Source organism: Variovorax sp. H27-G14, assembly GCF_046156345.1.
Lineage (GTDB): Bacteria > Pseudomonadota > Gammaproteobacteria > Burkholderiales > Burkholderiaceae_C > Variovorax.
In genome coordinates, this window is sequence record NZ_JAYLVN010000002.1 from 540,805 (window position 1) to 557,801 (window position 16,997).

Annotated in this window: 14 protein-coding genes; 2 read left to right on the forward strand and 12 right to left on the reverse strand. The window is 68.0% G+C overall.

The genetic code is table 11. From position 1 onward, the window contains the following. Window positions 1-413: 413 nt before the first annotated feature. The 11 genes from VLK31_RS08085 to VLK31_RS08135 form a co-directional block, all read right to left on the reverse strand. Window positions 414-884 (reverse strand): hypothetical protein, encoded by a 471-nt coding sequence (locus VLK31_RS08085; RefSeq protein WP_409167857.1) that lies wholly within the window; start codon window positions 882-884, stop codon window positions 414-416. Next, on the reverse strand, window positions 881-1,804 hold the full coding sequence (locus VLK31_RS08090) for an ABC transporter permease (protein WP_409167858.1): 924 nt from the start codon (window positions 1,802-1,804) through the stop codon (window positions 881-883). The genes VLK31_RS08085 and VLK31_RS08090 overlap by 4 nt, the downstream gene beginning before the upstream one ends. Window positions 1,805-1,949: 145 nt before the next feature. Further along, a complete protein-coding gene (locus tag VLK31_RS08095) occupies window positions 1,950-3,014 on the reverse strand; it encodes an ABC transporter permease (protein ID WP_409168048.1) in 1,065 nt (354 codons plus the stop codon). Continuing rightward, window positions 3,014-4,609, reverse strand: coding sequence for an ABC transporter ATP-binding protein (locus VLK31_RS08100; RefSeq protein ID WP_409167859.1), 1,596 nt, complete (start codon window positions 4,607-4,609; stop codon window positions 3,014-3,016). The genes VLK31_RS08095 and VLK31_RS08100 overlap by 1 nt, the downstream gene beginning before the upstream one ends. Continuing rightward, the gene (locus tag VLK31_RS08105) at window positions 4,606-5,358 is read right to left on the reverse strand and encodes an alpha/beta fold hydrolase (RefSeq protein WP_409167860.1); all 753 of its coding nucleotides are present in this window, start codon (window positions 5,356-5,358) and stop codon (window positions 4,606-4,608) included. The genes VLK31_RS08100 and VLK31_RS08105 overlap by 4 nt, the downstream gene beginning before the upstream one ends. Window positions 5,359-5,387: 29 nt before the next feature. Next, window positions 5,388-6,347, reverse strand: a complete 960-nt coding sequence (locus VLK31_RS08110) for a 5'-methylthioadenosine/S-adenosylhomocysteine nucleosidase (RefSeq protein WP_409168049.1) — start codon at window positions 6,345-6,347, stop codon at window positions 5,388-5,390. Beyond that, window positions 6,347-9,040, reverse strand: coding sequence for a polysaccharide deacetylase family protein (locus tag VLK31_RS08115; protein ID WP_409167861.1), 2,694 nt, complete (start codon window positions 9,038-9,040; stop codon window positions 6,347-6,349). The genes VLK31_RS08110 and VLK31_RS08115 overlap by 1 nt, the downstream gene beginning before the upstream one ends. A 201-nt stretch (window positions 9,041-9,241) precedes the next feature. Next, window positions 9,242-10,243 (reverse strand): BMP family protein, encoded by a 1,002-nt coding sequence (locus VLK31_RS08120; protein WP_409167862.1) that lies wholly within the window; start codon window positions 10,241-10,243, stop codon window positions 9,242-9,244. Window positions 10,244-10,400: 157 nt separating this feature from the next. Further along, on the reverse strand, window positions 10,401-11,030 hold the full coding sequence (gene upp, locus VLK31_RS08125) for a uracil phosphoribosyltransferase (RefSeq protein WP_409167863.1): 630 nt from the start codon (window positions 11,028-11,030) through the stop codon (window positions 10,401-10,403). 38 nt (window positions 11,031-11,068) lie between these two features. Continuing rightward, a complete protein-coding gene (locus VLK31_RS08130; RefSeq protein WP_409167864.1) occupies window positions 11,069-12,475 on the reverse strand; it encodes a URC4/urg3 family protein in 1,407 nt (468 codons plus the stop codon). After that, complete coding sequence (locus VLK31_RS08135) at window positions 12,472-13,776, reverse strand: GTP cyclohydrolase II (RefSeq protein ID WP_409167865.1); 1,305 nt, start codon at window positions 13,774-13,776, stop codon at window positions 12,472-12,474. The genes VLK31_RS08130 and VLK31_RS08135 overlap by 4 nt, the downstream gene beginning before the upstream one ends. A gap of 112 nt (window positions 13,777-13,888) precedes the next feature. Here VLK31_RS08135 and VLK31_RS08140 point away from each other — a divergent pair, with 112 nt between their 5' ends. Next, complete coding sequence (locus VLK31_RS08140) at window positions 13,889-14,479, forward strand: sigma-70 family RNA polymerase sigma factor (RefSeq protein WP_409167866.1); 591 nt, start codon at window positions 13,889-13,891, stop codon at window positions 14,477-14,479. Then, a complete protein-coding gene (locus tag VLK31_RS08145; protein ID WP_409167867.1) occupies window positions 14,476-15,120 on the forward strand; it encodes a DUF1109 domain-containing protein in 645 nt (214 codons plus the stop codon). Before VLK31_RS08140 ends, VLK31_RS08145 begins: the two co-directional genes overlap by 4 nt. 288 nt (window positions 15,121-15,408) lie before the next feature. Here the strand turns inward: VLK31_RS08145 and VLK31_RS08150 are convergent, their stop codons facing one another. Beyond that, window positions 15,409-16,926 carry a helicase HerA-like domain-containing protein gene (locus VLK31_RS08150; protein WP_409167868.1) on the reverse strand — a complete coding sequence of 506 codons (1,518 nt, stop codon included), beginning with the start codon at window positions 16,924-16,926 and terminating at the stop codon, window positions 15,409-15,411. Window positions 16,927-16,997 lie beyond the last annotated feature (71 nt).

Below are 16,997 nucleotides of genomic sequence, written 5' to 3' on the forward strand. Positions count from 1 at the left end.
GGAGGGCGGGTGATCGGTATTTTCTGCCCCGATGTCGCTGGAGTGCGCGTGGGTCTTTGAAAAGCCTGGGATGGTGGTTTGGGCGCCTTGTTCAGTTGGCAAGCTGTCAGGGTACGTTCAGGGCGGCGCTCACGCCGACGGGGTACCTTGCTCCGCGAATGTCCCCCGGGGCTGCGCCCCTCCTCCTTTATTTCGCTGCGCAAGGCACCCCATCGGCGTGAGCGTTTTCAGAGCGGCGGTTGATCGTGCGATCACCTAGAGCGTGCCCAGGTGCACAGGGCGTCGGGTGCTCCCCGCAGCGAAATAAAGGAGGAGGGCGAAGCCCGGGGGACATTCGCGGAGGGGAGTACCCGGCGGCCTGTGCACACGCCCTGAACAACGGCGCCAACAAGCGCCAACAAGCGCCAAAAAATTCAACGCGTACGCTGCGGACGAAATCGATACTGCCCGGCGGAAGGACCAACCTCGATCGTCACCCGCCGCAACTTGTCGTCATGCCCCGAATCCGCCTTCGCGGTGACCACGATCCCGCGAGGAGTTGCACGACACGTGAGGTCCGACAGCGAAATCTCCGCATGGTCGTTGTCCAGCTCGGCAATCGCGACCGTGTGCTCCGCGTTCAGGCCTCCGTTGGCATCGCGGGACATCCATTGCACGTACAGGAACGACTGCGCGTACCGCTCGGCATGCACCACACGGTACGTGCCCTGATGGTCCTTGCCCCACGTGCCGCAGAGTTGAACCCAACTGACCGCGTCGGGCGTCTTGAAAGTTTCGTAGCTGTAGTCGGCGCCCAGCGCCTGCGCGTTCGCGCCGCACAGTGCGAGCCATGCGGCACACACGGCACCGCGCGCGGTGGTCGTGAAGGTAAAGGTCATCGTCATCGTTCTCCCTTGCGGTACGGCTTCATCAGCGCCTGCGGATAGCTCGCCTTGCGCGCCACCAGCACCAGCGCCAGGATCGACAACAGGTACGGCAACATCAGGTACAGCTGATACGGCAACACAGCGTCGCCCGATTGTTGCAGCCGCAGTTGCAGCGCATCGAAAAAAGCGAACAGCAGCGCACCCAGCAACGCCTTGCCCGGCCGCCAAGACGCAAACACCACCAGCGCCACGCAGATCCAGCCGCGGCCGTTCACCATGTTGAAAAAGAAGGCGTTGAAGGCCGACAACGTGAGGAACGAGCCCGCCATGCCCATCAGCGCCGAGCCCGCGACGATGGCGCCCGTGCGCGTGGCCGCCACCGACACGCCCTGGCTTTCGGCCGCCTGCGGGTTTTCGCCGACCATGCGCAGCGCCAGGCCGAGCGGCGTGCGGTACAGCACCCAGCCGACGACGGGCACCAGCAGCAGCGCGAACAGGGTGAGCGCGGTCTGCGCGTTGAGCACGGGTATCGGCAACCAGTCCATCGGCGCGAAGGGCGTGATGGTGGGCGGCGTGTTCACCTTCGGAAAGCTCACGCGGTAACCGAAGTAGCTGAGCGCGGTGGCCAGCAGCGTGATGCCCAGGCCGGACACATGCTGCGACAGCGCCAGGCCCACGGTGAGAAAGGCGTGCAGCAGGCCGAACACCATGCCCGTGAGCGCGGCCACGCCCACGCCCACCCACAGCGGCGCGCCGGCGTACACCGCTAGCCAGCCGGTGAAGGCGCCCGCGACCATGATCCCCTCGATGCCGAGGTTGAGCACGCCCGCGCGCTCGCACAGCAGCACGCCCAGCGTGCCCAGGATGAGCGGCGTGGCAATGCGCAACACCGCGACCCAGAAGGAGGGGTTGGCGAGGATGTCGAGGAGGTCGGTCATGCGGTATTTCTCCCTCCCCTTCCGGGGGAGGGTTGGGGTGGGGGCTTGCGGCTTCCACCGCCGCGCAGCTTCGAAGGCCACGTGCCCGCATCCCAGCCTTCCCCCGGGAGGGGAAGGGGCAAGGCAGAAGAGGCAAAAGCGCTTGTCATTTCTTCACCCGCACGCGGTATTGCGTGAGCAACGTCGCCACCAGCACCGCGATCAGCGAGGCCGCGACGATCACGTCGGCGATGTACGTCGGCACGCCGACCGCGCGGCTCATGGTGTCCGCGCCGACCAGCACGCCCGCCACGAACACGCCAGCCGCAATCACGCCCAGCGGATGCAGCCCGGCCAGCATCGCGATCACGATGCCCGTGTAGCCATAGCCCGGCGACATGTCGAGCGTGACGTAGCTGGTGCGGCCCGCCACCTCGATGGCGCCCGCCAGCCCGGCCAGCGCGCCCGACAGCAGCGCCACCATGACGACCGTGCGCGTCACCGGCACGCCCGCGAAGGCGGCGGCGCGTGCGTTGGCGCCCACGGCGCGAATGTCGAAACCCAGCACGGTGTATTTGAAGACGGCCCACACCATCACCGCGAGCGACACCGCCCACAAGAGGCCGGTGTGCACGCGGGTCTGCGCGATGAGCTTGCCCAGCTCCAGGTCGGGCTGCAGCGACACGCTCTGCGGCCAGCCCATGGCGCTCGGGTCTTTCATGGGACCGTCGAGCAGCGCCGACACGCCCAGCAGCACGATGAAGTTGAACAGCAGCGTGGTCACGACCTCGTCGACGCCCAGCTTGTTCTTCATGAGCGCCGGGCCCAGCAGCATCAGCGCGCCGGCCACGGCGGCGGCCAGCATCATCAGCGGAAACAGCAGCCAGGGCGACAGTTCGAAGCCCGTGCCGCCATGCATGCCGCCCACCGCGACAGCCGCCAGGGCGCCCGCATAAAGCTGACCTTCGGCGCCGATGTTGAACAGCCGCGCCTTGAAGGCGACGGTGGCGGCCAGGCCGGTAAGGATCAGCGGAATCGCTCGGGTCAGCGTTTCGCTCCACGCGAACACCGAGCCGAAGCCGCCCTGCAGCAGCAGCGCGTAGGTGCGCGCTACCGGCGCGCCGGCCCACAGCACCAGCAGCGCGCTTACCGCCATGGTGAAGAGCACTGCGCCGATGGGCGCCAGCACCAGCGCGGCGCGCGATGTCTGGTGGCGTCGTTCGAGCCGCATCATGCCGCGCCCCCCTTGGCGTGCGGCGCGCTCGCGCCGGCCATGGCCAGGCCGATGGCTTCGCGCGTCCAGGCCGCGGCCGGGCGCGCGTCGCCCAGGTGGCCGCCGTGCATCACGGCCACGCGGTCGCCCAGCGTGAGCACTTCGTCGAGGTCGTCGGAAATCACCAGCACCGCCGCGCCGGCGTCGCGCGCGGCAATGAGCTGCTGCTGCACATAGGCCACCGCGCCAATGTCCAGGCCCCAGGTCGGCTGGTGCGCCACGATGAGGCGCGGCGTGCGGTTGGGGTACTTCTTGTGGTCGTCGCCCTTGGCCTGTTCAGGCTGCTCGGGCGCCAGCAGGGCGCGGCCCAGAATCAGTTTTTGCATGTTCCCACCGGAGAGCGAGCGGGCCGGCGCCATGAGGCCGGCGCCGCGCACGTCGAAGGCTTTTTCGATGCGCCTCGCGTGCAGGCGGGCGGCGGCGCGCTTCACGAAGAACGACCAGCGCGAGAACACCGGGCTGCGCAGCCGCTCCGACACCGCGTTCTCCCACACCGGCAAATCGCCGACCACGCCCACCGCATGCCGGTCTTCCGGAATGCGTGCCACGCCGCGCTGCACCAGCCGGGCGGGCGAGGGCGGCAGGGCGCGGCCCATCAGCTGCGCGGTGCCGGCGGTGGCGCGGCGCGTGCCGCAGAGCAGCTCGGCCAGCGCCACCTGGCCGTTGCCGGAGACGCCCGCGATGGCGGTGATTTCACCGGCGCGCAGCGTCAGCGACACCTCGCGCAGGCGGTCCTGCCCGCCGTTCTTCTCGGCCGTGGTGCTCACGTGGTCTAGCACGCAGACCGCGTCGCCGACCGATTTGGCGGGCCGGCGCCGCGGCGCTTCGAGCGCATGGCCGACCATCCACAGCGCCAGCTGCGCCTGCGTGGTGTCGGCGGTGCGTGCCTCGGCCACCAGCTTGCCGCCCCGCAGCACGGCCACGCGTTGCGACACGCGCAGCACCTCGCCGAGCTTGTGGCTGATGAAGATCACCGACAGGCCCTGCGCCACCATTTGCGCGAGCGTGGCGAACAGCGCCTCGCTTTCCTGCGGCGTGAGCACGGCCGTGGGTTCGTCCAGGATGAGGATGCGCGCGCCGCGGTACAGCGCCTTGAGAATTTCCACGCGCTGGCGTTCGCCGACCGACAGACTGCCGATCTTGGCGTCGGGCTGCACCGGCAGGCCGAAGCGCTGCGCCACCGCCAGCAGCCGCTCGCGCGCGGCGGCGCGGCGCGACACCAGGCGCCACAGCGGCTCGGTGCCCATCATCACGTTGTCGAGCACGCTGAGGTTGTCGGCCAGCGTGAAGTGCTGGTGCACCATGCCCACGCCGGCCGCCAGCGCGGCCTTGGGGTTGCCCGCGGGCAGCGGCGCGCCGAAGACTTCGATGCGGCCTTCGTCGGCGACGTAGTGGCCGAACAAAATGGACATGAGCGTAGATTTGCCCGCGCCGTTTTCACCGAGCAGCGCGAGCACCTCGCCGGACTGCAGGTCGAGGGAAATGGCATCGTTGGCCACCAGGCTGCCGAAGCGCTTGGTGATGCCTGCTAGGCGAAGCATGGTGGAGTTCATGGCATGGAGAACATGGAGGGCACGGGGTCGCCGGGCTCGTGGCAAGGAATGTCGATGAGGCTGTCGATGAAGGTCTGAATGACGTTGGCCGAGGCGACCGGTGCGGCCTGCAGCAGGCCGTGGGGGCCATCGAGCCGCACGACCTGCAGGCCAGGCAGCGCCTGCTGCAAAACGCGGAGCGCCTGCGGCGGAACCATGCGGTCCTGCAAGGCCTGCAGGTACATCGAGGGTATGCGCACCTGCGCCAGCTTGTCGACCACGTTCACCCGCTGCACCTCCTTCAAGCGGTGCGCCATGACCGCGCCCGACACCTTGCGCAGGGACCCGTGCAGCAGCGCGGCCAGTTGCGCATTGGCAAAGCGTCCCAGCAGCATGTGGCGCATGGGCGCGCGCATGGCGGTCAGGTGCAGCAACTTCATCGACAGTTCGAGCAGCCCGCCGCGCAGCAATGCCAGCGCCGGCGAAGGGCTGCGCGCAAAGCTGCAGCACAGGACAAGCCCACACAGGCCGGGCGGCGGCGCGGCCGCAATGGAGATGGCCAGCGGGCCGGAGAACGATTCGCCCAGCAGCACGAAGGGCTCGGTTGCAGGCAACTGCGCGCGAACCAGCGGCTCCAGTTCGGCATAGCCTTGCGGTTGGGTGCTGGAGTAGCGCACGACATCGATCGGTGCATCCGCGCCCATGGCTGCCGTCAGTGGCTCGAACATATCGCCCGTGCCGTCCATGCCCGGCAGCAAAACAAGGCGCACGGGCCTCGCGTGGCCAGCGTGCGCCGGCTTCACTTCCAGGCGGCGAGGAAGGCCAGCATGACCTTCGCGGAGTTGTCCGCCGCAATGCTCATGAAGGTGCCCATTTCGTTCTCGCCGTCGCCGCCGCCCGCCAGGTCGCTGAGCGAGCGAAAGGCGATGTAGGGCACGCCGTTGCTGTACGCGACCATGCCAACGGCCGCGGTTTCCATGTCGAGCACATTGGCCTGAAAGCTCTTGTAGGTGTATTCGCGGTAGGCCTTGTTGTCCATGAAGGCCTGGCCCGACACGCCGTTGCCGCCCACCACCAGCTGCGGCTTGCGCGGCAGGCACTTGCCGGCGCCGCAGTTGGCCAGCTCGACGTTGCGGATGCTGCGTGCCACCTCGAGCATCTTCGGGTCGGCCTCGAACCAGAACTTGCGCGCAATCTCCGGCCTGGCCGCCGAGCGCACCTCGACCGGTCGCGGAAACATCATGCCGAAATTGGGCAGCGTGGCGTCGGTGATGAAAGGCGGCACGCTGTATTTGCCCGGCGCGGTTTCGCGTGCCATCAGCACTTCGAGGTACTGGCCCCACTGCGCCGGCACCGTCACGTCGCCCACGTGCAGCTGCGGGTTCACGCCGCCCGCGATGCCGCTGAACACGATGTGGGTGATGCGAAAGCGGTTGAGCACCAGCTGGGTGTTCATGGTCGCGTTGGTCATGCTGATGCCCGACAGGAACACCACCACCGCCTTGCCTTCGAGCGTGCCGGTGGTGAACACCACGCCGTTCACGCTGTGCTTCACCGGGCCTTGCAGGCGCGCGAGCAGCAGCGTCAGCTCGGGCTCGAAGGCCGACATCACCGCGATGCGCGGCGTGTCGTCCAGCCGCGTGCTGCTGTTGATGCTGACCACGTCCGACCGGTACACGCCGGCGCAGCCCGCCAGCAAAGTGCCCAGCACCGCGGCAATGAAAGGACCGCGCAGGCGCTGGAGCAGTGAGGTGTTCATCATGAGTTGGTGGCCGGTAGTGGAGGGCGGTGCGCGGCGTCGGGCGTGGCAATCCACGCCTGCAGCGTTGCGGTGCGAGGGTGCTTCGGCGCCAGACCGACGAAGGTGGTGTAAGCCGCGAGCGCCTTGGCGTCGTTGCCGGCCTGCAGGTGCGCGTCGCCCAGGTTCAGGTAGGCCAGCGCACGGCTGCCGTCCATGTCGATCGCCTGTTCGAACCAGCGCGCCGCCTCCACCGGCTTGCCGCGCTTGAAGTACACGAAGCCGAGGTTGTTGGCGGCCAGCGCAAAGCGCGGCTGCAGCTTCAAGGCCTCGGTGAACGCGGCTTCGGCCTCGTCGTAGCGGCGCTCGCGGTACAGCTGCAGGCCGCGGTCGTTGGCGCGCTGCGCGGCCACGCGGGGCGTGAGCGGTGCGGCGGCCGGCAGGGTTAGCTTGGCGTCGGCGCCGTCGAGGTTCTTGACCATCACTTCGACGGCCGGGGCAGCGGCGGTAGAACCGGTCGACCCCGCTGCGCCTGCCTTGGGCGCGGCCGCGGCATGCACTGCCTGCTGGTTGGCCTCGTCGATGCGCTTGTTGACCTGGCTGGCGGCGGCGTCGAGCTGCAGGCTGTCGCCGCTCAGGCCTTCGCGCTCGGCGGGCAGCTCGAACACAAACTCGCCCCCCTCGGAGCCCGGCAGGCTGCCGAAGGCCGGCGTTTGCCGCGCAATGGCCGACACGGCGGGCGCCACGTAGGCCGCGAGCTCGGTGCCGGTGATGACGCCGTCACCGTTCAGATCGGCCTTGCCCGACAGCGCCTGCAGCATCGTCCAGGTGAACACCGAATGGCCGCCGGGGCCGTCGTCGGCCACCTGCTGGTCGGCGCCGCCGGCGGTGATCATCTGGCGGCCGATGCGACGTGCGTTGTCGCTCAGGAAGTTCTTGCTGCCGCGCGGCCCGCCGCCGCGCGTAAGGCCCAGGCCCGAGTAGCAGGCGTCCACCATGAACAGCACATGCTTGGCCGAAAGGGCCTCGGCCACTTCCTGAAGCTGCGGCATGGAAATGGCGTCGGCCGCCAGGTCGTCGAGCGCGGCGTCGACCGGAATGATGTAGCCCACGTCGCGCCCGCTTGCCAGCTTGCGGGTGCTGCCGTGGCCGGCGAAGAACACCAGCACGCGGTCGTCGCGCTTCACGCGCTTGGGGTCGGTGAGCTTGTCGTTCAGCACGCGCAGGATGTTGGTGCGCGTGGCCTGGCCGTCGTACAGCGCGGTCACGTTCTCGGGCTTGAAGCCCAGCCGCGTGACGAGCAACTGCTCCATCGCCTTGCCGTCGGTCACCGCATGGTGCAGGCCGGGCCACTGGGCGTATTTGTCGATGCCGATCACCAGCGCATGGCTTTCGCGGTAGAGCGTGTCGCCGGCGGTGGCGGCCACGCCGTCGTCGGCGGCAGGGCGCTTGGCCGCGTTCACGATGAACTTGCCCTCGCGCCAGGTGGCGAAGCGGTAGCCGTCGGCCACCAGCTGGTCGAGCACCGTGGGCAGGGCCTGCACGGTGCGGCCCTGGATGTCGTGGAACAGGATCACGCCGCGCTTGGCCTTGTCGACCTCGGCCAGCACGCGGTCGGCAATGGACTTGGGCACGGGGTCGGCCCAGTCCATGGAGTCGACGGTCCAGAGCATGGAGCGCAGCTTGAGCGCCTCCACCGTGCTGAGCTTGGCCTCGTTGCGCGCGCCATAGGGAAAGCGGAACAGCGTCGACTGCGGCCGGCCGGTGGCGTCGAGCAGGGCCTCGGTCTCTGTGGCCTCGGTGCGCACCGCGTCGTCGCTCATCTTGGCCATCATGCCGTGGCTGAAGCTGTGGTTGGCCAGCGTGTGGCCGGCGGCCAGCACGCGCTTGGCGACCGCGCCATTGGCGCCGAGCTGGGCCTTGCCTTGGGCATCGAGCTTGCCAAGGTTCTGGCCCAGCTCGAAGAAGATGGCGGGCGCGTCGTAGCGCTTCAATATTTCGAGAATTTCGTCGGTGTGCCTGGCGTGCGGGCCGTCGTCGAAGGTCAGCACCACGGTCTTGGGCGGCAGCGAGGTGCCGAAGATTTCGCGCGTGTCGGCGCCTTCCTTCTCCTTGGGCTCCTTGCCGCTGGCGGAGGCGGGTGCCTGGGTGTACGGCACGATGGCGCCGAAGTCTTTCAGGATCTGCTCGCGCGAGTACAGGCCCTGCAGCTTGGCCACGTAGTCGGCCCACTTCTCGCGCTTGGGCTCGATGCCGCGCTGCGCGAAGCGGCCGAAGACGTCTTTCAGCTCACGGTCGTAGGCCTGCTCTATGTCGGCCAGCACGGCCAGGTCTTCGCTGGCGCGGCGGCCCAGCTTCAGGCCGGACAGCGACTGCGCCTGGCTGTAGCGCGTGCTCAGCTCGCCCAGAAACTCCTTGAAGGCCAGCCGGTCGGCGTCGAACCAGCTCGGCTCGCTCTCGATGCGGTCCAGCAGCGCGTTCAGCGCCGGCACCGTGGCCGGGTCGGAGAGCTCGCCAGCCTGCGCGACCAGCGCGCGCTGGCGCTCCTGCATGTCGTGAAAGAGCTGCTGGCCGACCGCGCTCACGGCGCGCTTCTCGGCCGCGTCTAGCGCGCGCTCGCCGGTCATCAGCACGATCATCTGGCGGTGCGCGGCGAGCAGGGCGTCGGCGCGTTCCTGCAGCGCGGCCGGAATGCCGACCGGGGCCGCGGCCACGGTCGGTACGGGCGCTGAAGCTGCTGAAGCCGATGAAGCGGCTGAAACGGGTGCGGCAGGAGGCGCCGCCGCACCGGTAGGCGCCGTACCCTCCGCCGCGCGCTGGCAAGCCGCCAGCCCCATTGCCAACACCGCTGCGGCCACGGCATGGCCTGCGAATTGCCATCGCACACGCTTCATGAACATTCGGGCGCTTTTCTTTTATTTGGCAGTGGACTTGGGCTGCCCATCGTCCACCTTCACGGTGAACTTGCCCGCCAGGATGTCGGCCTGCCTGGCCTTCACCTTGGCGACGATGTCGGCGGGCACCTTCTTCTCGAAGGTGCCCAGCGGCGCCAGCTCGGAGCCCTTGTTCTTCATCTGCGCGTACACGCCGTAGTCTTCGGCCGCGAACTTGCCTTCCTTCACGAGCTTGATGGCGCGGTCGGCGGCGGGCTCGAAGTTCCATAGGGCCGAGGCCACCACCGTGTCGGGGTACTGGCTTTGCGTGTCGATCACGTTGCCGATGGCGAGCTTGCCCTTTTCCTTGGCCGCGTCGGACACGCCGAAGCGCTCTGCGTACATCACGTCGGCGCCCTTGTCGATCATGGCGAAGGCCGCTTCCTTGGCCTTGGGTGGGTCGAACCAGCTGTTGATGAAGCTCACGCTGAACTCCACCTTCGGGTTGGTTTCCTTGGCGCCGGCCATGAAAGCGTTCATCAGCCGGTTGACCTCCGGAATCGGAAAGCCGCCGACCATGCCGATGCGGTTGCTCTTGGTCATCCCGCCCGCCACCATGCCGCTCAGGTACGCCGGCTCCTGGATGTAGTTGTCGAACACGCTGAAGTTGGGCGCCTGCGGCTTGAGCGACGAGCCCATGAGGAAAGCGACCTTGGGAAAGTCCTTGGCCACCTTGCGCGCCGCCGCTTCCACGCCGAACACCTCGCCAAGAATGAGCTGGTTGCCGCCCGTGGCGTACTCGCGCATCACGCGCTCGTAGTCGGCGTTGCTCACGTTCTCGGTGGCCTTGTATTCGATCTCCCCGCGCGCCTCGGCCGCCTTCAGCGCCTTGTGGATGCGGCCCACCCATTGCTGCTCGAACGGCACGGTGTAAACCGCCGCCACCTTCAACTTGGCCTGCGCAAACGCCAGGCCCGGCGCGCCCGCCGCAAGTGCTGCGGCAATGGCTGCGGAACGAATGATCAACTGACGGCGTGCTGTCACGGTGCTTCTCCTCGGTTTATGGAAATCATCGGCTCGCAAAAAACGCGCCGCCCCTTCCAGAAACACCGAGGAACCGGCTTTGCCGGGCCTCAGGTGTTGCCCCCGGTAGGGGGAAGGAGAAGCGGACACGAAGTGCCGCGAAGCCTGGGGGCGAGCCTTACTTCGTGCCGAAGATGCGGTCGCCCGCGTCGCCCAGCCCGGGCAGGATGTAGCCGTGGCTGTCCAGCTCGCGGTCGATAGCGGCGGTGTAGATCGGCACATCGGGATGCGCCTTCTGCATGGTCGCCACACCTTCGGGGCAGGTCAGCAGGCAGACGAACTTGATCGACTTGGGGTTGAGCTCCTTCAGGCGCTCGACCGCGGCCACGGCCGAGTTGCCCGTGGCCAGCATCGGGTCGACCACGATCACGTCGCGGCTGTCCATTTCGCCGGGCATCTTGAAGTAGTACTCCACGGCCGTCAGCGTCTTGGGGTCGCGGTACAGGCCGATGTGGCCCACGCGCGCACCGGGCACCACGGTGAGCATGCCGTCCAGAATGCCCGTGCCGGCGCGAAGAATGGACACCAGCACCAGCTTCTTGCCGTCGATGACCTTGGCCTGCATGGTCTCCAGCGGGGTCTCGACCTCGATGTCCTGCATGGGCATGTCGCGCGTGACCTCGTAGGCCATCAGCATGCTGATTTCATTGAGGAGCCGGCGAAAGCTGTTGGTCGATGCGTCCTTGCGGCGCATCAGCGTGAGCTTGTGCTGGACGAGGGGGTGGCTGACGAGGTGGACGTTGCTCATTGGAATTGTGTGTAGCGTTGCTGGGAGAACCGGAGAGTCTAAAAGACGGTGCCGTCGCTCTCGATCATCAGAGGCGGCGCACCGTTGCGCAGGCGCTGTGCCAGTGCCCGGCCCGCGGCCCAGGTGCCGCCTTCGAGCACGCAGGCCAGCGGCAGCTCTTCGGCGCTGCGGTCGAGCACCTTGCGCACGCGCGGCGCCACTTCGTCGAGCAGCGCCACCGTGAGCGCGCGCCATTCGACGATGAATTCGTCGCTGGCCTTCCAGCGCCGGGTCAGAAAGGCCGGGTCGCGCGGCACGATCACTCCGCTGTCGATCAGCAGGCCGCCGTTGCGGTACTCGGGCAGGGCCGTGAGCGCGTCAAGATGGCGCACCTTCACGCCGGCCCACTCGAAGGGTTCGAGCAGCGAATAGGTGAGCCACTGCGACAGTTTGTGGAAGGGCATCCAGCCGTTGGTGAGGCCGGGGCCGCTCACCGCGCTGTGGCGCCAGCAGTCGCCCAGCGCGAGTGCCGGGTCGCCCGAGCCGATGCCGCCCGCGCTGTCGCTGCCGTCCGCCGCGATGCTGTCCACGGCATTGGCCGACGGCCAGATGCGCGAAAGCGACTCCAGCAGCAAAGACAGAATCTGGTGCGCCGTGACCTCCGCCGTGGGCGGCGCGGCCGGGCCGTAGGGGCCGACCAGCGCGTCGAACAGGCGCCCGGGGCGGCCGTCGTCGCCAAAGGTTTCGGGCTGCTCGTTCATGGCTTCGCCCAGGCGGCGCAGCAGCATGGCGCGCCCGGCCAGGCCGACCAGCGGGTTCACCTCGCTCACCTGAAAAGCGTCGCCCAGCCGGTCGGCCACCAGCCCGCGCAGGCCGGCCGCATCGACCTGGTAGGGGTGGTCGGGGTCGGACGAAAACAGCCCGCCCATGAACGCGTGGTAGCTCGCCACGCCCAGGCCTTCGGAGCGCGTGAAGCGCTCGCCGGTGGCCGACTCGGTGTAGTGCCAATCGGGCCCGGCGCCGGCGTCGAGCAGCACGCTGACCAGCACCAGGTCGATGTGCGCGCGGGCGCGCTGGCGGGCATCGCAGTCGCCGAGCAGGGTGTTCAGTTCTTCCAGCCGGTTGACGCCACCAGCCTCGAAATGGCGCCAGCGGCTGTGGTACGGAATGGTGTCCCACGGGTAGCGCTCGCGCGTGACCTCGGCCACGGTGCGCGCCGCGTCTTCCAGCGTGCTGTCGGCGCCGATGCGAAACCACTGCGATTCACCGCTGCGCGCGCGCGCCAGCAGGGCACTCGCGCGCTGGCGAATGGCCGCGGTGGTGCGCAGCAGCGTGGCGGCGCCGGCCGGGCGGCTGGTGTCGGCGGTGAATTCGATCGATGGGTCGACCTTGCCCGCGCCGCCGGGCGGCAGGCTGCCGGAGCCGTCGACGGGCATGTTGGGGTCGGTGTTGTGGCTGGTGGTCATTCAGTGAGTCCGCGGCCCTTGGCCTTCTTGAGTTCTTCGGCGTCCGGCACCGGGCCGGGTGTGAAGTAGCCGGCGGCCATCTTCGCGTCCATTTCGACGCGGGCGTCCGCCGGAATCAGTTCATCGGGAATGTTCACGCGCTCGCCAATCTCTATGCCCGAGCCGGTGATCGCGTCGAACTTCAGGTTGCTCATCGACACGAGGCGATGGATCTTTTTGATGCCGAGCCAGTGAAAGACGTCGGGCATCAGCTCCTGGAAGCGCATGTCCTGCACGCCGGCCACGCACTCGGTGCGCGCGAAATACTGGTCGGCCGTGTCGCCGCCCACCTGGCGCTTGCGCGCGTTGTAGACCAGAAACTTTGTCACCTCGCCGAGCGCGCGGCCCTCCTTGCGCGAATAGGCGATGAGGCCCACGCCGCCGCGCTGCGCCCCTTGAATGCACTCTTCGATGGCGTGCGTGAGGTAGGGGCGGCAGGTGCAGATGTCGGAGCCGAACACGTCGGAGCCGTTGCATTCGTCGTGGATGCGCGCGGTGAGTTCCACCTCTGGGTTGGCCAGGTCGCGCGGGTTGCCGAAGATGTAGAGCGTCTGGCCGCCGATGGGGGGCAGAAACACTTCCAGGTCGGAGCGCGTCACCAGCTCGGGGTACATGCCGCCGGTTTCCTCGAACAGGGTGCGGCGCAGGTCGGTTTCGGAGCAGCCGAAGCGGCGCGCCACTTCGGGCAGGTACCACACCGGCTCGATGGCTGCCTTGGTGACCATGGCCGCGCCGCCGGTCGTGAGGAAATGGCCGTCGGCCTTCAGGCGGCCGCTTTGCAGCGCCTCGATCACCTCGGGCAGGATCACGTGGGCCTTGGTGATGGCGATGGTGGGGCGAATGTCGTAGCCGGCCGCCAGCTCGGTGGAGAACACGTCGGCCACCAGCGCGCCCCACGGGTCGAGCGACACGATGCGCCCGGGCTCGCTCCACTGCGGGTAGGGGCCGATCACGTCGGTGGGCGCGGTGTTGGTGAGGTCTGCCTTGTGCTCGCGCTTGAGCGCCCCGGCCGCCACGGCCAGCGCGCGGTACACGCTGTAGGAGCCGCTGTGCGTGCCGATCACGTTGCGGTGCGCCCGCTTGGTGGTGGTGCCGACCACCGGGCCGCGCTCGGTGGCCGTGGCCGCGCCCCAGTGGATGGGCAGTGCGCCAAAGCCGCCGGCGTGCGAGGTCAGGCGGATGTGCCCGGTCGACGAGGAAGGGTGCAGTGGTGGAGCCAGGGGGAGGGGGGCGGAAGGGAGCGTTGTGCTGTCTGCAGACATTGGTGGCCCTCAAAAAACACAATGTACCGATGGCCTGTGCGGCTTGCAAGCGGACGGCTTCGGCACAATCGAGCGGAATCTTTTTTCGACGAGGCTGTAACCAGCCGACCGGATGGCACGAAACACCATAGGCAGCAGGACGAACTTGAGCGACGCGGAAGCGGCGCTGCGCAGCCTGTTCCTTCGCGGCCTGAACGGCGACGCGAAGGCCTACCGCGACTTCCTGCAGCAACTCAGCGCGCACCTGCGCGCCTTTCTGGGCAAGCGCCTCTTTGGCTGGCCCGATGAAGTGGAAGACCTCGTCCAGGAATGCCTGCTCGCCATGCACAACCAGCGCCACACCTACCAGAGCGACCAGCCGTTGACGGCCTGGGTGCACGCGATTGCGCGCTACAAGATGATCGATCTGCTGCGCGCCAAGTCGGTCCGCGAGGCCCTGCATGACCCGCTGGACGACGACCTGGCGGTGTTCGCGGCGTCGGCCGAAGAGGCCAGCGACGCCAGGCGCGACCTGGGCGGCCTGCTCGACACGCTGCCGGAGCGCCAGCGCTTGCCGATCGTGCACGTGAAGATCGAGGGCCTCTCGGTGGCCGAGACGGCCAGCCTCACGGGCATGTCGGAGTCGGCGGTGAAGGTGGGCATTCACCGGGGCCTGAAGGCGCTGGCCGCCCGCTTCGGTCATGCGTGGGGAGGTGCGGCATGAGAACGGACGATCTGGTGGCGATGCTGGCCACGGGCGACGTGTCGGTGCCGCGCCGCAGCGCGAGCCGGCGCATCGGGCTGGCGGTGCTGGCGGGGTTGCCGGTGTCGTTCCTTGTTCTGTTTTTCGAGTACGACGGCTTCAGGCGCGACATCGTGCAAGCGATGTTCTGGCCGATGTTCTGGGTCAAGGTGCTGTTCCCGTTGTGCATTGCGGGGGCCGGGTTCGTGGCGGTGCAGCGGCTTGCGCGGCCGGGTGTAGCGCCGCGCCAAGCGTGGGTGGGGGCGGCGGTGCCGGTGCTGGGCATCTGGGTGCTGGCGGTGGTGGCCTGGTTTGCCTCGCCAATGGAAGAGCGCATGCCTTCGTTGATGGGGCAGTCGTGGCAGATCTGCGCGTTCAGCATCTCGCTGATGGCGTTGCCGGTGTTCGTCACCACTTTGTTGGCGCTGAAGGGGCTGGCACCGACGCGGCCCGCGCTGGCGGGTGCGGCGGCGGGGGCGTTGGCGGGGGGCGTGGGGGCAGCTGTGTACGCGCTGCACTGCGCTGAACTTACCGCGCCGTTTTTGGCTGTCTGGTATGTGAGCGGGATCGCTGTTCCGGTGCTGGTGGGGGCTTTGTTGGGGCCTCGGCTGTTGCGCTGGTAACTCGTTTGTTCGTTTGTTCGTTTGTTCGGGGCGGGTGCACAGGCCGCCGGGTGCTCCCCTCCGCGAATGTCCCCCGCTTCGCTCCTCCTTTATTTCGCTGCGGGGAGCACCCGACGCCCTGTGCACCTGGGCACGCTCTGGGTGATCGCGCGATCAACCCCGGCTCTGAAAACGCTCACGTCGATGGGGTGCCTTGCGCAGCGAAATAAAGGAGGAGGGCGAAGCCCGGGGGACATTCGCGGAGCAAGGTACCCCGTCGGCGTGAGCGCCGCCCTGAATGAATCTGCCTCAGCGCTTTTTAGACCCGAAGATCCCACCCAGCACGCCGCGCAAGATCTCCTTGCCCACCGACGTGCCCATGGTGCGCACCGCCGACTTGGCCATGGTCTGGACCAGACCGTCGTGCTTCGCGCCTCTCGGTCCCGTGGTGCCGAACAGCATGTCGTTGAGCATGCCGCCCATGCCCGAGCCCGACGATTCCGCTGCCGGCTTGGTACCGGGGAGCGTGGTAGCTGGCGTACCCGGCGCGCTGTCGGCGCGGCCCTTGAGCTTTTCGTAGGCCGACTCGCGGTCGACGGTCTTCTCGTACACGCCCGCCACCAGCGAACCCTCGAGCAACGCCTTGCGCTGGTCGGGCGTGATGGGGCCCAGCTGGCTGCCCGGTGGCAGCACGAACACGCGCTCGGTCACGCTCGGGCGGCCCTTGTCGTCGAGCATGCTCACCAGCGCCTCGCCGACCGCAAGCTCGGTGATGGCCGTCTCTATGTCCAGGCCCGGCTTCTGGCGCATGGTGCTGGCCGCGGCCTTCACGGCCTTCTGGTCGCGCGGGGTGAACGCGCGCAGCGCGTGCTGCACGCGGTTGCCGAGCTGGGCCAGCACGGAATCGGGAATGTCCAGCGGGTTCTGCGTGACGAAATAAACGCCCACGCCCTTTGAACGCACCAGGCGCACCACCAACTCGATGCGCTCCACCAGCGCCTTGGGAGCTTCGTTGAACAGCAGGTGGGCCTCGTCGAAGAAGAAGACCAGCTTGGGCTGCTCGGGGTCGCCAATTTCAGGCAGTTGCTCGAACAGCTCCGACAGCATCCACAACAGAAAGGTGGCGTACAGCCGCGGCGAATTCATGAGCTTGTCGGCCGCCAGGATGTTGATGACACCCTTGCCGCCCACGGTCTGCATGAAGTCGGCGATGTTGAGCATCGGCTCGCCGAAAAATTTGTCGCCGCCCTGGGTCTCGATCTGCAGCAGACCGCGCTGGATGGCGCCCACGCTGGCGGCGCTGATGTTGCCGTACTGCGTGGTGAACTGGCTGCTGTTCTCGCCCACGTACTGCAGCATGGCGCGCAGGTCTTTCAGGTCGAGCAGCAGCAGGCCGTTGTCGTCGGCGATCTTGAACACCAGGTTCAGCACGCCGGCCTGCGTTTCGTTCAGGTCGAGCATGCGGCCCAGCAGCAGCGGGCCCATGTCCGAAATGGTGGCGCGCACCGGGTGGCCCTGCTCGCCGAACACGTCCCACAGGGTGACGGGGCAGGCCGAGGGCTCGGGCACGTCGATGCCGCGTTCCTTCAGGGTGGCGGCCAGCTTGACGCTGGTGGCGCCTTTCTGGCTGATGCCGGTCAGGTCGCCCTTCACGTCGGCCATGAACACCGGCACGCCGATGCTCGACAGCTTCTCGGCCATGGTCTGCAGCGTGACGGTCTTGCCCGTGCCCGTGGCGCCCGTGATGAGGCCGTGGCGGTTGGCCAGGGCGGGAAGAAGGGCACACTCGATGCTGTCGTGCCGTGCGATCAGGAGAGGGTCGGCCATAAGGGTGCTCCGGGTCGTATCGAAACGGGCAGTCTAATCAAGCGGCACTCCTATAATCCACGGCCGCACGA